Genomic DNA, 19927 nt, shown 5'->3' on the forward strand with positions numbered 1-19927 from the left:
CGAACGTGGTCCCGTCGGCGCCTTACTGACTTGAGGCAGTTCAGATTGCAGCTGGCTCAGAAGATTTTTCTCCTTCTGGCGAGCGTTTCAGTCACCAGGCCCTTCTGCCAAAGTCGTGCTGGCAAGAGGGCTCATCGATGATCGCCATTCCCGGCAGCGTCGGTTTCCAATGCGACGATGCGATCAGTCGCGCCGCGATTCACAGGCTCGGCAGCATTCCTAGGCTCTCGTCGGCCCTTCGACGCTGAATTCGCGGGACCGGGACTTCTTCACCTGCCACCCGGCCGTCGCAACGGCCGGGTGGCGGAGCCGCTGAAGGTTCAACGCTTCATCGTGCGGCGCCTTACCAGCCGGCCGGCGGTGGTCTCGAACCCGACGAGGCACGCGTCGGCGCCTCGGCCGTCGCGGATTGCGGGGCGCGGCCGGCGGGCGGCAGGGCGTCGGTCAGGAAGCGCGCGCGATCCGGGGCGCCGCCCGCGGTCGCCGGCCGGGGGACGGCGGGGACGGTTTGCGAGGCCGGTGGGGACGCGGGCTGTGCCAGGTAGGGTTGGTCCGTCGGGGCGGGCGGGAGCATCACCAGGGTTCGGCTGCCGTTGACGGCAACGGACGGCGAACTCGGGATCTGAACCGGCGGGTTGGCTGTCGGGACGACCGGAGCCGTCGTGGCCACGGGTTCGGCTGTCGGTCTCGGTCGTTCGAGGGGGGCACGCGCGAGAGGGGCACGCGCGAGACGGGGACGCGGCGAACCGGCCATCGCATCGGACGTCACGCCGAGGCGGATCCGGGCGATGTCGGCCAGGAGTGCCTCGGCCGCCATCGGCCTGAGACCGCAATGCTGCACGCGCAGCGAGACCGCGACCGGGCCGCGAAGCGAAGCACGGCCGAGTTCGACACGTTGCAGGTTGTCTAGCCATTGCCAGGCATAGGCACAGCGCTGGTTCAGGGCGACGCCGATGGGGCCGTAGGCATTCTGTACCGGCCGACGGACGATGCGGTAGGACCCCCCATCCTGCAGGCTCGCCAGTTCGGCCGCGATCCCGGCGCGGCTCGGCTTCGCCATCGCCGGGTCGTCCCAGACCTGGCCTGAGGCGATCGTGAGATCGACCCGGCCACGGGACTGTCCGTAGAGGATGCGCTGCCGCAGGCTGGCGGTCGAGCGGGTCTCCTCGACGGACTGCACGGGGCCGCTGTTCGGCAGGGAGACCAGGGGCCGGTTGTCGGTGGGCGCCGTGGATGTGAAGGCCGTCTCGAAGCGTGGGGATGTCCGGCGCGCCGTCTCGGTCTGGCAGGCCGCGACCAGGGTGAGGCTCAGCGCGACGCCGCCCGTTCGCAGCAGCGTCCGTCGCGCGTGGCTGCGCGGCTGGCCGAGGAGAGACGTCGGTCCGTTCATCGATCCTGTCCTGGACTTCTCTGGCCGCTCCGGTCGGCGCTGACCGTGTTGAAGGGACCGAAGCGGTCACCGTCACCCGGCGGCACGGACCGGGGCGAACCGGTTTGCGCCAGCGTGCCGCTCTCAGCTTGCGCGAGGGTGCCCACGGGCGGGGCCGGCGGTCCGCCCTGGAGGCTCGCCCGGTTCAGGCCGTTCCAGCCCGGCAGCAGGGTGAAGCCGTAGCGCTCGTAGGGCATCGGCCCGACCCCGACGACGCGCCGGGCGATCAGGGGCTGCGGCCCGCGGGCCTCGCGCAGATATTCCCCGTCCCGTGTGCGCGACGCGAGGGGCGCTCCCTCGCCGAAGCGCAGGGGGTTCTCCGAGGCGACCGCGATCGGGAACTCGCCGCGCTGAACGGCCAGGGGGCGGACCGGCGCCGTGGCGACGGTCGGCTTCGGTACGTTCACGCGCGGCGGCGCGGCCGCCGCCTGCTGCGGAACGGCCGGGGCCGGCCCGCAGGGGCCGGTGTCGCGCGCCTGCGGATCGGGCTCGGCGAAGACGAGTCCGACGACCTTCGGGAAGAGACCGTCGTACCGGTTCACGATCTCGAGGTAGTCCCGCGTCCGCTTCAAGCGCGACAGACTGAGCGCGTAGCCGAGCACGGAGGCCTCGCGCGGCCGCCAGCTCACGGCCCTCTGGAACCAGTCCGCCGCGGCGTCGAACTGGCAGGCATTGTAGGCGTACCAGCCGAGTGCCTGCGCGCCTTCGGACGCGCTCGTCGCGAGAACGACCTTGGCGAATCGGTCGAGCCGCTCGGCCTCGACGGGCGCGGCGGGGCCTTCGCCCAGGCGCCGCTCCATCATGTCGACGTAGAGGGTGAGGTTCGTCACGGAGGCATTACGCCACGTGAAGGCGACCTCCTCCGCCTCGCGATCCTGCCCCATCTCACGCAGCGCAAGCGAAAGACCCGTCGCCGCCGCGGCATCCCCGCCGCGCGTCAGGGCCGTCTTGAACCAGTCGTGGGCTTCCCGGAACTGTCGACGGTGATAGGCGTACCAGCCGAGGAGGGCGATCTGCGACGGCTCGCCCAGCCGGCGGGCCTGATCGCCGAGGGCGGCCAGATCCGCCGGCTCGATGCGCCCGGCCGGTTGCCCGTGCAGGACCGCGACGATGCGGGCCCGGGTCACGTCCTGATGGATCGCCCGGAACTCGTCGGCGCCCTCGGCGCCGGGGCTCCGCATCGCGAGAAGCGGCTCGACGGAAGCCATCGGCAGCGCCGCCATCGCCTTCTGCACCGTTGCGAGGCGCAGGCCGGGATCGACCTGCTCCTTGAGAAGGCTGCGGTACAGGGCGGAGGCCGCGGTGACGTCGCCGGTCCGGGCATAGGCTTCGGCCAACGTCCAGGCGATGTCGATATCGAGGTTCTGGATGCTCTCCCGGGAGGCTTTCATCCGAGCGATCAGGTCGTCCCAGGTTCCATCCCGGGCAGCCGCCCGCGCGGCGCTTCGCAGGGTTCCACGGTTCAGCTTGCGCGCGAGATCCTCGGACGGCTGCCAACCCGGATCGACGGATTGGCGCACGCTGATCGCGGTGCGCAGCTCGTCGAAGCGGCCTGCCGTGAAGAGGTCCCACATCGGGGCTTCCTCGGGCGGGCTCGGCTTCAGGGTGTCGAGGTCGGCCGGCACGGTCCAGTTCGGATGGTTCCGCCGCAGCCGTGCGATCTCGGCCTGGACGCGCTCGCCCTGGCGCTGGGCCGCGTAGTAGCGCAGGGCGCTCTCGTCGATGATTTCGGCGCCGCCCACGTTCTGCGGGGTGTCGAGGATGACCGGTGCGCGCCGCTCGTTGAGCTGCAGCACCCCCGTGCGGATCGGGGCCGGCTGCGACGCCGCGGGCCCGACCCAGGCGAGGCCTCCGGCGAGGGCGAGGAGGAGCGGCGCCGCGCCGCGCCGCGGGTTCAGCGGCCGAGGCATGACCGATACCTCATGTTGGTGGCCGTGAGGGCCAGAAGGTGGAGCGTGGCGGGATAGTAGTTCTCGTTCGGAGCCGGCTCCGACAGCCCGGCGGGCAGCGGCGTGCCGGAGACCGCACAGGCGGCCAGGGCCGGAATCGCCGCGTAGCCGGGTTCTCCCATGCGGCCCGCGACGGCGTCGCTCGCCGTGTCGATGATCGGCAGCCCGGCGGGGTCGGGATCGGCCCAGAGCTTGAGCAGGGGCTCGTAGTAGCGCCGCTCCGTGACGCCCGCCATGGCGAGATAGAGCGGGAGCCGCACCGCGTTGTAGGAGAACTGCGGAGGGAAGCCGGAGGCGGGCTGCGGCTGGCCGCCCCGCATCGAGATCCACTCGGTCGGCAGCTGGGCTGCGCCGAACCGGGCGCGCAGGGTGAGGTCCTGACCCGCGGCGCCGAGGCGGCTCCACTCGAATTCCGGAGCGACAGCGCTCAGCCGCTGGAAGGCCGGGAAGACCCAGTAGGAGAGGTTGATCACCGGGCCATCGCTCCGGTCCTCGGCCGAGAACCCGCTCATGGCGGGCAGCAGCAGCGGCAATCCCTCCGTGCGGAACAGGACCGTCCGGCGAGCCACATCCACGGCGATGCGGCGGCTGGCGAGGCGATAACCCTCGTCCGACCAGCCGTCGGCGGCCTCGGCGAGGGCCCAGGCCACGAGGATGTCACCGTCCGTCGCATTGTTCATGTCGGCGATGGCCGGCCGCTTGTCCGGCTCCCAGCGCCAGGCCAGAAGGGCGTCGTCGCGAACCATCAGGTTGGCACGGGTCCAGTTCCAGATCCGCTGGAAGGCATCGCGATCGCCGGCCGCCACCGCGAGCAGCATGCCGTAGCCTTGTCCCTCGCTGTGGCTGACGCGACCATTGCCGGTGTCGACGACCCGCCCCTGTTCCGTTACGAAGCGCGCCTTGTAACCACGCCAAGCCGGCGTGTTGCCCAGGCTATTGAGCATCGGAAGTGTCTCGGCAGGGCCCGGGGCGGCGGGCGGCGCGTCGTCGGGCCTCCCTCCGACGGGATTGCCTCCGGCGGGCCTGGCTTCGGTCGGCTTCGCTTCGCCCGCGGCGTTGGGCCTCGGAGCGATCGGCTTGTTTTCCACGGCCCTCGTCTCGAAAGGGGCGGCGGGTCCCTGCGCGCTCGCCGGGGCCACGGCCAGCAGCGGCAGACAGAGCGAAGCCGCGTATGCGTGCGCCCGATACGGCTTCATCGCACGTTCTCCTCATCTTCGGACTTCGCAGGGGCGGCCGTACCCGGATTGGGCCGACCCAGGCCGCGCAGCATCGCCGAGGTGCTCAGGCCGAGGCTGATCGCAGCGACGAACAGGATCAGCGTGAATACGCTCGGATTGGTGGAGAACCAGCCGGCGACGACGAGGCGCAGGTTCCCGAGGGAGGCCGGGGCGCTCTCCACGAAACGGGCCTGCTTCGCCCCGTGGTTGGTGAGCGTGCCGTCATTGGCGTCGAGCGTCGCGACGCGGCCGTCGATCCGGTTCCAGATCGAGGGGGTCGTCAGGCAGATGGCGGAGGCCTGGAGGGCGGCCGCGCTCGGCGCCGTGAACACGGTGAGGAGCCCGTTCGGGTCGCGTCCGGGCAAGCCCTGGCTGACGATCAGGGAGGCTTGCGATCCGATCTCGATCTCGGGTTCGCGGACCTGATCCACGGCCCAGGCCTTGGTGGCGGCCCAGCTTTCGCGTGCCGCGGCCCCGAGCCGGGCGGAGATCGTCGCCACCTGGTCGGCGAGGCGTTCCTGCGAGGCCGTGGCGCCATTCCATTCGGCGACGAGATCGCGCTCCCGCCGTTCGGCGTCGGGCCGCGTGCGCTCGATCGCGCCGGCCAGCCGGGGACCCGCAGCCGGGAGGGCACAGGCCGGCGGCCGGTCGTTGCGCAGCCGGTCGAGGCTCGCGCCGTCCATCACCGCGAATCTGCGGCCGGGTTCGCTCAGGAGCTGCGTGGCCGCGCGGCCCTGCCAGATCTGGCGGATCTGGTCCGGATCGAGGCCGGTGGTCCGCAGGATCGCGGGATCGAGGGCGCGGGCGGGCCCGACGACCACCGTCGGCGTCCGACCCTCCAGGGCGCGGTCGTTGGTGAGTTCGAAATCGATCGGCTTGCCGGCGGAAAGGGCCATCTGAACCGCGAGCGTCGCCGCCGCCGCCATCGACTCCCGGTCCGGGGCCGGCACGACCAGACGGGGGCGCTGGCCGGGTGACACCTTCGGCAGGCCACCGCCGAGCGTCGCCGCGAGGTCCGGGAGGCGGATCGCCCGGGCGAGCTGCGGAACCGCCAGCGTCGAGCGGTTGAGCAGCAGGAACCGGTTCCGCGCGGCTCCCCCCTCACAGACGCGGTCGGAGGGTGTCGGGAGCAGCGCCTTCAGCTCGACCTCGTTCCGCCCGGGCCGCCAGCGGCTGAGCGGCAGGGTGATCGTCTCGTCCCGGAAGATCTCGCCGCCCGCATTGGCGAGGGGCACGCTGGCGACGTTGCGCCCGTTGACGTCCACGATGATCTGGGCGCCGAGCTCCAGCCCGGCCGCATAGCCGCCGGCGAGGTTCAGGGTGATCTTGTCGTAATCCGCCGGCACGAAATCCGTCGGGAGCGTCAGGTCGAAGCGCGTCCGGAACAGGCGGCCGCCGAACTCCCCGCTCTCCAGGCCGAAGGCCGAGAGCGGCAGCGTCTCGCGACCCTGAACCGACACGCCCCGCGCGAGGGCGAGGGCTTGGAGGCCCTGCGGGCTACCCATCGGTTCGCGGTTGGCGATTCCACCAACGATGCGGCTCGCCGCCTCGATCTCGGCGGGCGTGTCGCCCGAGAGGACGATCCGGGCGGCCCGCTCGCCCTGCGAGGGCTCGAAGGTCAGGGGCTGGCGGCCGAGACCGCCCGTGTCCCCGCCGACGTCCGCCACGTGGATGTCGAGGCCGGCCGGGCCCTGGGCCTCGCCGGCGAACTCCACCGCCACCTGGCTGAAGTTGCCGGCGAGCGCCAGTTGCTGGACGAGACCGATCAGGCGCTCGAAGGTCGCGAAGCCCGGCCGGTTGCGCAGGACGATGCGGATCGGAACGATGCCGCGCGCATCGGGGGTGACGGCGGGCAGATCGCGCAGGGAGTTGACGGTCGCCGCACCGGACGCCGAGACGAGGCCCGTCCAGGCCGGATCGATCTGGGTCCAGAGTTCATAGGTCGCGTCGAGGGAGCAATCGACCCGGTGTCGCTGAACGCCGCCAATCGCCAGAGCATTGTAGCCCGGCTTCAGGAGATCGGCGGGAATGTCGAATTCGATGATCCGGATGGCGCCCGGCGCCTTGATCTCGCTGCGGCCCACGGCCACGCCGTTGACCTTCGCGGTGAGGAAGGAGGTCTCGGGGACAACGGAGATCGCCGCGAGATAACCGACGCGCAGGCGCAGGTGCTCCCGGGCCTGGGACTCCGTGAGGTAGACCGGCCATTGCAGGGTGCTCTCCTCGCCGCTCAGACGCAGGCTGCTCGACACCGCCGGAAACGGGCGCTGCGGCAGGGGCGGTGCGGCCGAAGGCGCGGCAGGCTCGGCCTCCGCATTGACGGTCGTGGCCGGACGCGCGGCCCGCTCGGCATCGGGGACGGTGAGCACCCGCGGTGCGCCGCGCCCGACGAAGCTCTGGGCCAGGGCTGGCTCGCAGACCGCGAGGAGCAGGCCGGCCAGCGTCAGCGCGGAAGCGCCGTGCAATCCGGGGCGGCGCTGGAATGTGACGGGCATGGCCGGGTTCGAGCTCGCGTCAGAGGGGTGGGCTGTCCGTGGGTGGGTTTGCGGGCGGGCCACCTTAGCTGCGCAGTCCCGTCTGAGCGGTGACCATCTGGTCCGAGGTCCGACGTCCGCGCTCCGACTCGTTCTGCGCGTTCTCGGTTTCGACCATCAACTGGAGCCAGCTCGGCGAGCCCTCGGCCGGCTGCGGGGCCACCGGCGTGGCGGCGGGCTGCACGGCCGGATCGACGGCGCGCCGGCGCGGGCTCGCCGCGCGTGCCTTCGGGGCATCCTCCTCGACCGCGGGCTGCGCGGTTCCGGTTATGAGGCAGGCCAGGGCCCGGACCGGTCCGGACAGACCCCAGCCGATGAACTGCGCGGTTCCCGACAGGATGTCCTTGTGCGTGCGGCGGCGCTGCTGGAAGCGGACCATCGCGTTCGCGTCGCCGTACATGATGTCGGCAAGCGCGAAGTAGCTGCCGGGCGTGAGGGTCTCGAAGACGAGGTCGCAGACCGATTCCTCACCGGCGGCGGTGATGCCGGCCACGCGAACCGGGATCGTCCTGGCATGGCTCAGGAGCGGCATCTGCGGCTGGGACGTCGCCGAGAGGGTGCCGATCGAACCATCGTTGCTGCGGCGCATCGGCACCACGGCATCCATCCGAATCCGGCAACGGGCGCTCGATATGCGCTCCACGGTCACGTCGATGGCCATCCCATTGAGGTTCAGCACCGCGGGCCGGTCGACGGGCAGGGAGGGCGCCGTCTCGGTCTGGCGCCGCTCGGTGGCGACGCCCAGGGCGGCGCCGGCCGTGATGAGATTGAACAGGTTCCAGAGGCCGACCACCAGCATCAGGTTGGTGACCCCGGGCTCGAAGGCGTAGCGGTAGGACGAGACGACCGCGCCGAGGAACAGCACCGCGAAGACGATGAAGTAGGGCAGCGCCAGCGGGGAGAGGTGATCGTGATCAAGGCTGACGTTCTTGGCCGTGACGTTGAAGGTCGGCTTGCGCGGCGACAGGATGACGGAGGCCGTTGCCTTGATCAGGAACAGGCCCTGCACGTACTCATACAGCTCCGACACGAACGGCCAACGGACCCGGCCGTAGAGATAGTTCTGCATCATCAGGTTCACGACGATGTAGGTCGCGGTGTAGGCGATCGCCTCGTCGACGTTGGCGACGACGATCTTCATGTCGAGGAAGATGTACAGCAGAGGCGCCGCCATGAAGATCAGCCGCGGCAGCGGGAAGAACCAGAAGGTCATGCTCGACAGATAGCAGAGCTTCTGGATCGGCCTCAGGCCGCTTTTGAACAGCGGGTTCTTGAGAAGCATGATCTGCAGCATGCCCTGACACCAGCGCGAGCGCTGACCGATGAAGGCCGACAGCGTCTCCGGCTGAAGGCCCGCGATCAGGGGCTTGTCGACGTAGATGCTGGTCCACCCCCGCGAGTGAAGCTCGAAGGCGGTTTCGCAATCCTCCGTGATGGTGATGCCGGAGAAACCACCCGCCTCATCGAGTGCGCGGCGCCGGAGCAAGGCGGCCGATCCGCAGAAGAACGAACCGTTCCACTTGTCGAGACCGCACTGCCCCACCGCGTAGAACATCTCGTTCTCCGAAGGCATTCGGTCGAACGTCTTCAGGTTCCGTTCGATCGGATCCGGATTGAGGAAGGCGTGCGGCGTCTGGACGAGGAACAGCTTCGGATCCGCGCTGAAGTGGCCGATCGTGTCGCGCAGGAACGAGCGGAAGGGGACGTGGTCGGCATCGAGGACCACGACGATCTCGCTGACCGAGTTCTGAAGGCCGTTATTGAGGTTTCCCGCCTTGGCGTGGAGATTGCGGCGGCGGGTCAGGTAGGAGACGCCGAGATCCGCACAGAGGGCCTGCAGGACCTTGCGACGCGCCCGCGCCTCCTCGGCCTTGCGTGGGTCGCTGTCCGCGCACTTCTGGTCCGTCCCGCCATCGTCAAGAAGCCAGACGGTCAGTTTCTGGGCCGGATAATCCAGGGATTTCGCGGCCGCGAGCGTCGTTGCGAGGATGTGCCGATCCTCGTTGTAGCTCGGGACGAAGATATCGACGGACGGCAGATCCTCGTCGTCTTCCTGAGCCGGAAGTGGGCGGCGTAGGGGATCGGCGTTGATCACGAGGCTCACGGCCAGGATGTAGAAGCAGTACAGCTCCGCTCCGATCAGGATCACGCCGGCGGTGAAGCCCGGAAGATCGCTGACCGGCGGCAGCGTGCTCGAGAGGCGCCAATAGATGTAGCGCAGCACGACGAGGCTGCCGATCGCGAGGAACACCAGTCGGCCGGTTCGTCCCTTGGCGACCAGCCATAGGACGCTCATGACCACGATGGCGCCGAGACTCATCTCGAGCTGGACGGTCGTTCCCAAGGGTTGCGACAGCAGCAGGAGGGTCAACGCGGCGCTGGCGAGCCAGATTGTTCGTACGAGAAAGGGTGGCATAGGGCCACTCCGCGTTGGTCTGAGGAAATATGAGGACGACGTGACACTGCGAACCGGCAGAGCTCTCGCCGAAGATCAGAAAGCGATCCGGCCATCGACACTGGTGTAGTATCCGCCCTTGCGGATACGGTCGAAGGCGTAGCCTGCACCGAGGGAGAACTTCATCGGGCCGATGGCGAACCCGGTGACGTGGCCGCCGGCGCGCCATCCGTTGAAGAAGGCGTCGCCCAGGAGCGTGGCCTCGGGCCCGACGAACACGCCGGGCAGGACCGCGACGCCGGCGCGGAGGCGTGCGTAATAGGCGTTGAACAGTGTCGAGTAGGAGGCGTTCGCCGTGAACAGGGTATTCTCGGTGGGATTGACGTAGAGATCCGCGGCAACCTTCGTCCCGATCCCGGTGCCGACCACCGGATTACCGGGATCCAGGATCGAGAGTTCGTTGTTGCGCACGTTCATGCCGATATAGCCGGCCAGGGCCGCCTGCTGCCAGATCCACTCGTAACCGAGCAGGACCGTGCCTTCCTGCTGCACGCCGGTGACCGTCTGGCGAACCGCAGCCCCCGGATAGGAATAGGTGCCGGCCACACCCTGAATGCGCACCCGCAGCCCGTCGGTGAGGAGGTTGCCGACGGGCGCGATCGTGGCCGTGATCGTCCCGAACGCGGAGTTGTTGGTGGTGACGGTGGCGCTGGCATCGACGGCCACGATCCACTCTTCGCCCGCGACCTCCTGCGCCGCGCCCGTATACCAGTCGGCCGCGACGGCAGTGGATGGCGCGAGCGCCAGAACACCGAAAAGGGCCGACAAGGTTCTCAGGCAGTGGGACACGGTGCGGCACCCTCGGAGGTGGCAGGATTGCGCTTCTTTTCGCGCCGCACCATCAAACACTTGTATAGTTAATCCGCGGTTAATCGGGGCGCCCCCTGCCCTATCGCACGGGAGACGTGATGACTGTTTTGATCTTGTCGTTCCGATCTGGAATTGCGGCCCTTATCCATGAATAGCTGGCGCTACATTATACGAACCGCGCTTTGATGCATGAGGCGAGTGTCATGCTTATTTATCGGAAGGTGAGTTTGATGATGACTCGACTGGGTTGGCTCTTATTTCAGGGATCTCGAACCGACCGAACCCAAGCGGCAACAGTCGAGTCCAGAAAAGCTTTCGCTACAGAATACATCAGCTTCGGCTGCATGCCCGACGCGACGAACCATGGGACCCGATGGCCAGATGATCGGCGATGCCCCTGTGGGACTCGCCCTGAGTCGCCCCCGGCGGAGTCCGGATCGGGCCGGCGCCGGGCCGACCGGGCTCGGTCAGCCCCCCTCTCCGGTCGCCATTCGGTGCCCGAGCCTATCCGAGCCGGCGGGTCGCGGCCTCGTAGCGCGGCCGCACGAGGCCGGGGCTTCGGCGTTCGCTCCCCACCGAGCCGTGTTCGACACTCGGAGCGATCATGACGGGCTCGAAGTACTCCCGGCTCAACGCATAGATGCGGCCCGAGCCGGCTCCGCCCATCGCCGCGATCCGAAATGCGAGCCGGCGGCCGGATATCCGTTCCGCGCTCGACCGGGTTCGGACGACCACTTCGCGGACGGCCCCACGGTCGGCCCGAACCGTTCCGAGCGCATCGCTCATCATCGCGCGATCCTCGGGTTCGACGTGAGCGAGCACGTCTTCGAGCGCGCAGACGCGCTCCGGCGCGGCTCCGCTCTCCCCATCGTCCCGATCCGTCCAAGTGACCTGGCCGGTCGCCAGGTCGATCTCCCAGCAGGTCGAACCCGATAGCCGACGGATGGCCCTGATCCGGTCGCGACTGCGGGCGAGGGCCGCCCGTTTCTCCTGGAGCAACCGCTCACGCACCACGCTTCTGTTGATAGCCGAGCGGATGGCCATCGTCAGACGATGGACATCGCGGGTGAGTGGGATGGCCACCGGCCGGTTCGCGCCCTCCTGTCGGCAGAGCGCCTCCGCGAAATCCAGGCTGCGCCTGAGCCACCCGCCGATGAGCCAACCGGCCACGGCCGCGAACAGGCCGGCGCCGAGCAGGACCAGAAGTGGAAGCGCCGCGGCCCCCGTCTCCGGACGTCGGAGGGTCACGAGCCACCCCACTCCACCGCGCTCCACGTCGCCCACGGTCGCCCGGACCTCGGGACCGCGCGCGTCTGGACCCGACCGGTGGAGGCTGCGTCCCGATCCATTCAGCACGCTGACCGACAAGCCTCGCCCCCCGTCCGGGAGCGTACGCCGGGCCGCGGCGATCACCGCATCGGTCCATTCGGGCGGGAGTTGGACGGCGACGACGCCGAGCGATACGCCCGCGTCGCTCACGGGAGCCGCCACGATGAGATTGCGCGCCACCGCGATGCCCGCCCGACTTCCCCCCGTGGCTTCTCCGACCACCAGACCGGACACGGCTTTCGCGAACCAGGGACTGCTCGAAACGTCCGCGCTCACGACGGCCCGGCGCGAGGCCGCAAGGACCTGTCCCGTTCGATCCGCGAACAGAACGTCGGCGAGTCCGGGATGAAGCCGCTGCCAAGCCGCGAGCAGGCGCGCCGGCGCATCACCGTCCGGCGCGTGGATCGCCAGGCTCTCTGCGGCGAAGAGAAGGTCCCGCTCGACCGATACGAGGGCGAGTTCTATCCTTTCGGCGATAACCTTGGCCTGATCGCGCCACTCAGCGTCGTTGCGAGCCAGGTCACCGGTTCCACGATCGCTCGTGCTCAGGACGGCGATGCCACCCAATCCCGTGCTCAGGACGAGCAAGAACGCCAGCAGGCTGCGGAGCGAAGAAAACAGTCCGTGACGCATAGGCCCGCCGCTGGTTTTTCCAGAACCGGAATCAACCGGACGGTCGAAGACGGCCTGCGAAGATATTATTAAGTACCGTAAACAAATCCTTAATCGCGCATCGGAGGCGCGGGATTCGCGAGTTTCAGCTGAAAAAGATCTCCCGGCCATTGTAACAACAACCCTTCTTGAGGCTGTCATGAACTGGCTGCGCGTTGTGCGGCCTGTTTGAGCATCAGACAGACGAAGGCGACGATGTGGAAGTCTGCCAATGCTGGGATAGTGCTCGTCGTCTTTGACGAGGCGGCGGACGCGCGTCACTCAGGCGTAGGAGCGCTCCACCACCCAGCGCGGTGGCAAGAGGACGAAGCCGCGCTTGGCTCGCGGCAGATCGTCGGCCCGTTGCCCGAAGCACCCGGCCGCCAGCCAGCTTTGGGCGCGCTGGTAGACCGCGTCCCATGGCGGCAGGTCGTCGGGCATCCAGCGCCACGGCGCACCCGTCTTCACGACGTAGCGCCGCCCGTTGAACACCGCGCGCAGACTGTGCTCGCGCATCCGCGCGCAACAGCGTCAGAGAGGGAGCGACCAGCGCCCACGCTTCATCCGAGACGTCGGACGGGTCGGCTTTGCGTGAAGAGGTCATGCCTCTCCAGCTGGAACCCAGCGGTCACAGGGCCATAACAGCCTCTCGCATCAGCTCTCCCACCACGATCGTTCGCAAGATCCGCCGGGAGACTTACCGGTCGGGTGCGGCCGATGCCCTCCTGAAGGGACGGATATCGAGACGGCTGATACCGGTCCGGTTCTGGTGTACGTATGTCCCGGCCGGCTGCACGGCCCTGCTGGCGCGCCGGTGCGAGGCGGAGGGCGGCGTGTATCGATGCGACTGAGCGATCTATGGCGCGGCCGGGCACGGGTGATCACGCCCGACCCGGATTATCCGATGCTGGAGCAGGTCATCCGTGGCTGGCTGCATCAGGACATGGATCTGTTCCATTCGACCATGTCGGACGCGATCGCCGGGTGGTCGGGTCTGGCGGATCCCGACGAACGGGCACGGGTGGTTGCGGAGATCGATCGCTTCTTCGTCGCGGAAGCAGCCGATCCGGACGCTGCCCTCGTGAAGCGCTGGGGCCTGGACGTGGACCCGCCGGATATGGGCCGCAGCAGCACCGAATTCCTGCACATGGTGCGCGCGATCGCCGTGGACCCGGCCGCGGCATCCAGGTTTCGGGAGCGATGGTGATGGTCCCCACTGCGGAGATGCGACGAGGATGCTCCCGATTGCGGTCGAGATCGGTACTCGTTGCTGTTCCGGCGACGACACTCTCCGGGAGGGGCCAATTCGTCAGGAGGTAGAGGAATGTGCGTTTTAACGCGTTGTTCGTCACGCCGTACGATGGAGGTCTGATAGGACCAGTTCATCTCCAGCCCGTTTCTCCGATTATATAGGCGCCAGTCTACCGGAGGGACTCAACTTGCCAGCAGCGTTCGTCGTGGCGCTGGATTGGATGGAAGAGAACGGATGTGTCCGCAGCTTTGCCGATGATGACGAACGGCAATATGCCACTCTCTACCCTGGACAACCGTCCGGGAGAGGCATGTCCTGCGTGTCGATCCGTGCCGTTGATCCGGAGGACGCCATCTACTGGATGGGAAAGGACGTCCCTGGTTCGAAACGTCTTGCGCCTTTCATCCGCACAGGCTTCGATGGGTCCTCCGCAGCCTTGTGGCTCGATCCGAACGACAGGCTTCGTTTCGTGCATCTCGGATCGGGCTCAGGCTCGAGCTGGGCGGGCGTGATTACCGATGATCCGATCGAAATGCTGCGCTTCCTCGGCATGGGCTACCCCGAACCATGCTGGCCTCAATATTTCGGGCTCACACCTGAAGAAGCATATGACGCGGACGATTTCAGCGACGAAGCCCCATTCACTCCACCCCGCCAGTTCCAGCAGTGGCTGTCCAGCGCCTTCGGTGCGACGATCCTGTCGCACGCTTCCGAATTGATTCACACGACCCCAAATATGGACGCCGTCGGTCCGACCGACCCCTTTCTGCTGTGGCTGAGATCAGCTCAGGATCAGGTGGCCTGAGAGCCGGCTCGCAAACGCCACAGCCTGCTCGGCTATGCCCATCGAAACGAGAGGGCTCGGAGCGATCCAGCTTTTCACAACGGGATCGCGAAGCGGAAGCGAGCCGCGACTGCCTTATGAAGCCGCCATCGATCGCATACTGGCTTTCCGTAACGTAGGATGCATCGTCGGACAGCAGGTTATGCGTCAGCCCATGCCTTCAACACGCGCACGTCTCTCGATTCATCTCCAGGCCAAAGCTGCATCACGTACTGGTCATTGTGCGGCCCGGCTACAAGACGGCGGGCGATCGCTTCATCGGAGTAGTCCTCTGGTAGATCGGGATGGTCCTTGTCGTGCAGGTCTATCTGGAAATAGTCGGCGAAAAGAGTGCCCTGAAGAAGAACGTGGGACGGAGCTGCCCCCTCAGCCACGGAACCTATCGTTCCCACGCATCCAATCCACCGGCTGTGCTGGCTGCTTCGGCCAGTGCGGTAACGGCGGTATCGTTCGCGATGACCTGGCCTGGACCATCGAGAGCAGCCTGCGCGTCGTTCATGCGCGCTTGATTCAAGCCGGTGACAATGACCGTGCCGGCCTCCGAAACGATACGCTTCGCACCGGCCAGCCCTATACCGCTCGTTCCGCCAGTGATGAGGCTTGCCGCCTGTCCTGTGTGGATGGCTCCCGCATTGCAAGTGACGAATTGAGGTTCTGACGCGTTGGTCGGGTGCAGTCTTGTGTCCGGCCTGTTGATGCAGTCGTTCATGTTGACCGCTGGCCCTGATGGTATCCGCGAGCTGGGTCCCACTCTGCTTTGCGGGCTATGATGCCCTGGACTGGCGGCGGGGTGTCCCGGCTCCCGGTCTGACCGGTTCGCCATCAACTCTCATCGTCCTCGCAACCTGGAAAAGTGCTCCGCTTCCTCCGGTCAGGCGGCCGTGGCCGCGGGTGCGCGGTAGGTGCCGCCGCGGGTCATGATCGCCCAGGCGACCCGCGCCGTGCGATTGGCCGCTGCCACGGTCACGACACGCACTGGCTTGCGCTGGAGCAGCGCCGGCAGCCGTGGGTCGACCGACGTCGGCGTCGCCTTCGCACGCCGGATCAGAGAGGTCATGCCGACCACGAGCAGGCGTCGCAGATAACGGTCGCCCATGCGCGAGATCCGGCCCAGGCGCTCCTTGCCGCCGCTGCAGTTCTGCAGCGGTGTCAGGCCCAACGAGGCCGCGAACTGCCGACCGGAGCGGAAGCGCTCGGGCTCGCTCACCGAGGCGGCCAGCGCTGTCGCCGAGACGATGCCGATCCCGGGGATCGTCGCTAGGCGCTGCGACAGGTCGTTGTCCCGATGCCAGGCCAGCAACTCCTTCTCCAGCCGGGTGAGCTGGATCTGCACGGCGCCGATCTGATCGGCCAGCCCGGTTACCACACGATGGGCTAACGGCGGCACCTCGGCCGCGTCTCCGGCTGAGAGCCTGGCCGCCAGTTCGAGCGCATGGCGCAGGCCCCGCGCCATCTCGATCCCGAACTCGGCGAGCAGGCCGCGGATCATGTTCACCAACTGGGTGCGTTGCTTGACCAGCAGGTCGCGCGTCCGGTGCAGCGCCAGCGCCGCCTGCTGCTCAGTCGACTTCACCGGCACGAACCGCATGCTGGGGCGCGTCACCGCCTCGCAGATGGCGGCGGCATCGTTCGCATCGGTTTTGCCGCGCTTGACGTATGGCTTCACGTAAGCCGGCGGCATCAGCCGCACGTCGTGGCCGAGCCTCATCAGTTCCCGGGCCCAGTGGTGGGACGTTCCGCACGCCTCCATGCCAACCAGGCAGCGCGGCAGCTTGGCGAAGAACGGCACGACCTGCGCCCGCCTCAGCGCCTTGCGAACGACGACCTGCCCAGCTGCGTCGATGGCGTGAACCTGGAAGATGCTCTTGGCCAGATCGATGCCGACGGTGGTGATCTCCATGGGGATGGCTCCTACATCTGCGTCGCTGCTGCTTCGACAGCAACCACATCTTGGCACCGCGATGCCGTCAGTTGGAGCGGGAGCCATCCACCCCATCTGCTTTTGGGGAGCGCACGCCCAATAGCTGCCGGTATTCGGCGAACTGAATGCCACCGGATCCTGGGCTCCCGGTTTCCGCCGTTTCAGCTCTCGACAGAGAGATCGAGCAATTCGCCAGCCTCGGAGAATTTGGCGGCCAGGACCTGATTGGTGATGTCGTAGCTGCCCCCAAAAACCAAATACCTGTCGGCATCCTGCGTGTCCGGGCCAATCAATGACGGCACGAGGAATCGGTAGTCTATCGTGAAGCTTCGCGTCCCGCTCGCGTCAATGCGATAGCCGATGGCACACAGCGTAGCGCCGCGAAGGAACTCCTTGGCGGAGATCGCGTCGTCACGCAGCCTGTCGCCGAACAACATCGCCAGATAAGGTGCCTCGACGTTGCGCAGAAATTCTGGGACCAGATAGTCGGCGAGCAACGAAACCTCATCGAACCCGGCCAGGATCGCACTGCGGACCGCAGCATCCTTCGATTCGATGGTGCTCAAGAAGCTGGCCAATTGCCCGACACCTTCCGCGGACAGCGAAGGTGCGTGCGTCATGACGTTGATCGTCAGCGAGTGCCCGTCGATGCGATAATCGTCGACCGACAGGCACCAGGAGAATTGATCCGCATCGATAACGCCATGACCCGCTGGCAGCGCTGCGTGGCCCCATTCAAGGCCGCCACTCGCGGAAACCACGGGGGTGGCCACCACGTCGAAGGACCGCAAGTCCGTAACCTCGAAGGGGATGTCATGAACCAGACCCATCTGCATCACCGATCGAATCCACCGCATATGGATTTACGACAAATCTCAGCTCGAATGATGGCTACCGATGTCTGCGATCGTTGCATTTCCGCGTTCCCGCGAACGTCCGTAAATGGGGCGATTCCTGTCATTACGTGCAGGCTCTCGCGTCGTTCTAACTCCGATTATGCGGCAGTCCGTTGGCCTCGACATCCATGGTCCACGTAACGCTGTCGGTAATTTGGTCTGTAAATATGCCTGCTCAGCGGCAAGCAGTAAATTCTGTAGAAGCGTCATTCGCTCCGGGGAACGTGCTGGACCATCTCGGGCGTTATCGGCGAGTTCAGTATCGCCGGTGCGCCAATGGGCGGCGTCTACGTCGCCATCGCGCGGAGTATCGCGCCACAGCGCAGAATCGGCGGGGCTGGCGGAAGGGGTGGGATTCGAACCCACGGTGGAGTTGCCCCCACGGCGGTTTTCAAGACCGCTGCCTTAAACCACTCGGCCACCCTTCCAAGCCCTTGCAGAAGCTTAAGAATTTGCCTCTGCCGAAGCACCGGGAAACGGCCCGTTGCTACCGATTTGCTACCCAATCAACCGGCAACCCTGTCTATGGCCGCCCGCATGGCGGCGTCAACCTTCGCGGCGGCGTCCTCCTGCATCCCCGGCATCACGTGGGAGTACAGATCGAGGGTGATGCCGATGCTCGAGTGACCAAGGCGCTCTTGCGCTATTTTGGGATGGATGCCGCTCGAGAGCAGCTGTGTCGCATGGCTGTGCCTAAGGTCGTGGAAGCGGATGCGTGGCAGGGAGCTCGACTGAGCCAGGATGCGCGTGAACTCGTGGGTCAGGCTGTTGGGCTGCACCGGCATCCCGTCCGCCTGTGCGAAGACATGATCGTCATCCGTCAGACGGACGCCAAGCTTCAGAAGCTCCTCGGCTTGCCGGACGCGCTGACGGCGAAGCTCTTCGACGACAATCGTGGGAAGGGCGACCCGTCGGGCTCTCCCACTCTTCGTCTCTTTCGCCCGGGTACCGCCATGCGTCTGCTCGGTGCTCTCGACGATCGCGAGCTGCCCGGCAGCGAAGTCAACAGCTCTCCATCGCAGCGCGGTCACCTCACCGCGGCGCAAGCCACAGAGTGCGCCCAGCAGGACTGGCGTGAACATCCGCGTCTGCCGGAAGTGGGCAAGCAACTGGGCTGTCTCATGGGTATCCAGTGCCCGCATCTTCGTTTTCTCGACCTTGGGCCCTCCGACCACATCGGCAGGATTGCGAGCCAGGACCCGCCACTTCACGGCTTGGCTGAGCGCCTGACGCAGGATGCGGTGCATGTGGTGGACGGTACGGGGCGAGAGACCACCAGAACCATCGCGCCGGCCCCTCACGAGAGCTTTGGAGTACGCGGCCGAAATCTGCTCCGGGCGCAGTTTCGCGAGGACCACGCTGCCGAGGAGAGGGACGACGTTTTTCCGAGCCAGCTCGGTGTAGCGCTCGTGGCTGCGCGGGGAGACCTGCGAACGCATGTGGTCGAGCCACCGGTCGAGGAACTTGGCCAGGGTCTCTTTGCCGGGCTCAACGTAGTCGCCGCCCTGCATCTCGGTGATAAGGCGGGCGCACTCCTTCTGCGCCTCACGCTTCGTGCCGGTAAACGAGTGCCACTTCCGCCTGCGCTTCCCTCCCTCGGGATCAGGGGCATCAAGAATGATAGCCCAGCGGCCTGGAGAGCGCTCACGGATGTGGCCTTTCATCTTTCCTCCTCGCTTCCCGATTTGTGGATATTGTTCAACTTGCTGTCGTCGCTGTCTGCTTGCTCTCTACGGCGGCGCCACTCTTCAAGGCGAGGTTTATCAAGCCTAGCTCGCTGCATGGCATTTTCCGAAGTGCTGCCCAATCGTCGCTTCATCGCAGCGAAGACATGCTCGGCATTCGTACCCTCATTCACACTTAAATCTAAGTTGGCGCTCGTAATATCTTCCCACAGCTGCTCAGAAACCAGAGCTTGCCAGAACTCGTCAACTACATCCATTTTTTTTGTTTTCTCTGGAACAGGCCCAGGACGAAGCGCATCAAGAACCCGGAAAATCACTCCCGTTGCAGCATCGAACGCCTGTGGATCTTGTCTCCAATCTTTACCGTGTCCGTGCAGCAGCTGTGAATTTTGGATGGCCATTGCCACCAGCCTCATAGTCCAAAAATTATCAACACTTCCGAAGGCATCCTCCATCCGGTCTTCGATGCGAAAGCTGTCGCTCAATCGCCTTTCTACTTCTTGCGATAAAGATCGACCATTAACTTCCGCGGATTCAGCCAATCTCTCTCTTAGATCCGGTCGGATTCGGGTCGTGAATACAGAGCTCTTTCCTTTAAATTCGCCCGTTGGCGGACGGCCTCGTGCAGCAACCATGACCCTCTCCAATTTGTCTTCGCTTTTGTAGTCGCCTCTCTTGCGACGGTCAATGACAGATCGGTATTGTCTGCGCATAGCGAAGCCAAAATAGGACGAGGGTTCATGATCGCGAAAGCCGTTACGCAGGGTGAGCGCAGAACGATCAGCGTTGAGGAGGCGGGGCGACAGCTCGGTCTCAGTCGAAACACAGCCTACCAAGCGGCGGGGCGTGGAGAGATCCCGACCATCCGGATTGGTCGCCGCATGCTGGTGCCTCTGGTCGCCTTTGAGCGACTTCTCAATCAGTCGGTGGCCATGCGGCAGGAAGGGGCTTGAGC

General features: G+C 66.5%; 16 protein-coding genes, 1 tRNA gene and 1 pseudogene. 3 read left to right on the plus strand and 15 right to left on the minus strand.

Features of this window, described 5'->3' with window-relative positions:
* Window positions 1-343 precede the first annotated feature (343 nt).
* From bcsN to OF380_RS22950, 8 genes and pseudogenes are all read right to left on the minus strand, one after another.
* Window positions 344-1390 carry a cellulose biosynthesis protein BcsN gene (gene bcsN, locus OF380_RS22915; protein ID WP_264047924.1) on the minus strand — a complete coding sequence of 349 codons (1047 nt, stop codon included), beginning with the start codon at window positions 1388-1390 and terminating at the stop codon, window positions 344-346.
* On the minus strand, window positions 1387-3339 hold the full coding sequence (locus tag OF380_RS22920) for a hypothetical protein (protein ID WP_264047926.1): 1953 nt from the start codon (window positions 3337-3339) through the stop codon (window positions 1387-1389). Before OF380_RS22920 ends, bcsN begins: the two co-directional genes overlap by 4 nt.
* Entirely contained in the window at window positions 3324-4574 is a 1251-nt protein-coding gene (locus tag OF380_RS22925; RefSeq protein ID WP_404810497.1) for a glycosyl hydrolase family 8, read from the minus strand. Before OF380_RS22925 ends, OF380_RS22920 begins: the two co-directional genes overlap by 16 nt.
* A complete protein-coding gene (locus OF380_RS22930) occupies window positions 4571-7090 on the minus strand; it encodes a cellulose biosynthesis cyclic di-GMP-binding regulatory protein BcsB (RefSeq protein WP_264047931.1) in 2520 nt (839 codons plus the stop codon). Before OF380_RS22930 ends, OF380_RS22925 begins: the two co-directional genes overlap by 4 nt.
* 64 nt (window positions 7091-7154) lie before the next feature.
* Window positions 7155-9545, minus strand: a complete 2391-nt coding sequence (bcsA, locus tag OF380_RS22935; RefSeq protein WP_264047933.1) for a UDP-forming cellulose synthase catalytic subunit — start codon at window positions 9543-9545, stop codon at window positions 7155-7157.
* 75 nt (window positions 9546-9620) lie between these two features.
* Window positions 9621-10352, minus strand: a complete 732-nt coding sequence (gene bcsS, locus OF380_RS22940) for a cellulose biosynthesis protein BcsS (protein WP_264047935.1) — start codon at window positions 10350-10352, stop codon at window positions 9621-9623.
* Between the two features lie 546 nt (window positions 10353-10898).
* The gene (locus OF380_RS22945) at window positions 10899-12506 is read right to left on the minus strand and encodes a PDC sensor domain-containing protein (protein WP_264047936.1); all 1608 of its coding nucleotides are present in this window, start codon (window positions 12504-12506) and stop codon (window positions 10899-10901) included.
* A gap of 26 nt (window positions 12507-12532) precedes the next feature.
* Window positions 12533-12978, minus strand: a pseudogene (locus tag OF380_RS22950) (transposase).
* 300 nt (window positions 12979-13278) lie between these two features.
* Here OF380_RS22950 and OF380_RS22955 point away from each other — a divergent pair.
* Window positions 13279-13581, plus strand: a complete 303-nt coding sequence (locus tag OF380_RS22955; protein WP_264047938.1) for a contact-dependent growth inhibition system immunity protein — start codon at window positions 13279-13281, stop codon at window positions 13579-13581.
* A gap of 232 nt (window positions 13582-13813) precedes the next feature.
* Window positions 13814-14431 (plus strand): hypothetical protein, encoded by a 618-nt coding sequence (locus OF380_RS22960; RefSeq protein WP_264047940.1) that lies wholly within the window; start codon window positions 13814-13816, stop codon window positions 14429-14431.
* A 179-nt stretch (window positions 14432-14610) separates the two neighbouring features.
* Here OF380_RS22960 and OF380_RS22965 read toward each other — a convergent pair whose 3' ends face one another.
* The 7 genes from OF380_RS22965 to OF380_RS22995 all read right to left on the minus strand — a co-directional run bounded on the left by OF380_RS22965 (window position 14611) and on the right by OF380_RS22995 (window position 19514).
* Window positions 14611-14844: a hypothetical protein gene (locus tag OF380_RS22965; RefSeq protein ID WP_264047942.1), complete on the minus strand. Its 234-nt coding sequence runs from the start codon at window positions 14842-14844 to the stop codon at window positions 14611-14613.
* A 5-nt stretch (window positions 14845-14849) separates the two neighbouring features.
* The gene (locus OF380_RS22970) at window positions 14850-15179 is read right to left on the minus strand and encodes an SDR family oxidoreductase (RefSeq protein WP_264047944.1); all 330 of its coding nucleotides are present in this window, start codon (window positions 15177-15179) and stop codon (window positions 14850-14852) included.
* A gap of 162 nt (window positions 15180-15341) precedes the next feature.
* Window positions 15342-16370 carry an IS110 family RNA-guided transposase gene (locus OF380_RS22975; protein ID WP_264047946.1) on the minus strand — a complete coding sequence of 343 codons (1029 nt, stop codon included), beginning with the start codon at window positions 16368-16370 and terminating at the stop codon, window positions 15342-15344.
* Between the two features lie 182 nt (window positions 16371-16552).
* Window positions 16553-17227, minus strand: coding sequence for a hypothetical protein (locus tag OF380_RS22980; RefSeq protein WP_264047948.1), 675 nt, complete (start codon window positions 17225-17227; stop codon window positions 16553-16555).
* A gap of 398 nt (window positions 17228-17625) precedes the next feature.
* Window positions 17626-17715: transfer RNA gene (locus OF380_RS22985), tRNA-Ser, on the minus strand.
* Between the two features lie 78 nt (window positions 17716-17793).
* On the minus strand, window positions 17794-18951 hold the full coding sequence (locus OF380_RS22990; protein ID WP_264047950.1) for a site-specific integrase: 1158 nt from the start codon (window positions 18949-18951) through the stop codon (window positions 17794-17796).
* The gene (locus OF380_RS22995; protein WP_264047952.1) at window positions 18948-19514 is read right to left on the minus strand and encodes a hypothetical protein; all 567 of its coding nucleotides are present in this window, start codon (window positions 19512-19514) and stop codon (window positions 18948-18950) included. The genes OF380_RS22990 and OF380_RS22995 overlap by 4 nt, the downstream gene beginning before the upstream one ends.
* A 198-nt stretch (window positions 19515-19712) precedes the next feature.
* Here OF380_RS22995 and OF380_RS23000 point away from each other — a divergent pair, with 198 nt between their 5' ends.
* Window positions 19713-19925, plus strand: coding sequence for a helix-turn-helix domain-containing protein (locus OF380_RS23000; RefSeq protein ID WP_264047954.1), 213 nt, complete (start codon window positions 19713-19715; stop codon window positions 19923-19925).
* Window positions 19926-19927: the final 2 nt, after the last annotated feature.

The organism is Methylobacterium sp. FF17, from assembly GCF_025813715.1.
GTDB classification, from domain to species: Bacteria; Pseudomonadota; Alphaproteobacteria; order Rhizobiales; family Beijerinckiaceae; genus Methylobacterium; species Methylobacterium flocculans.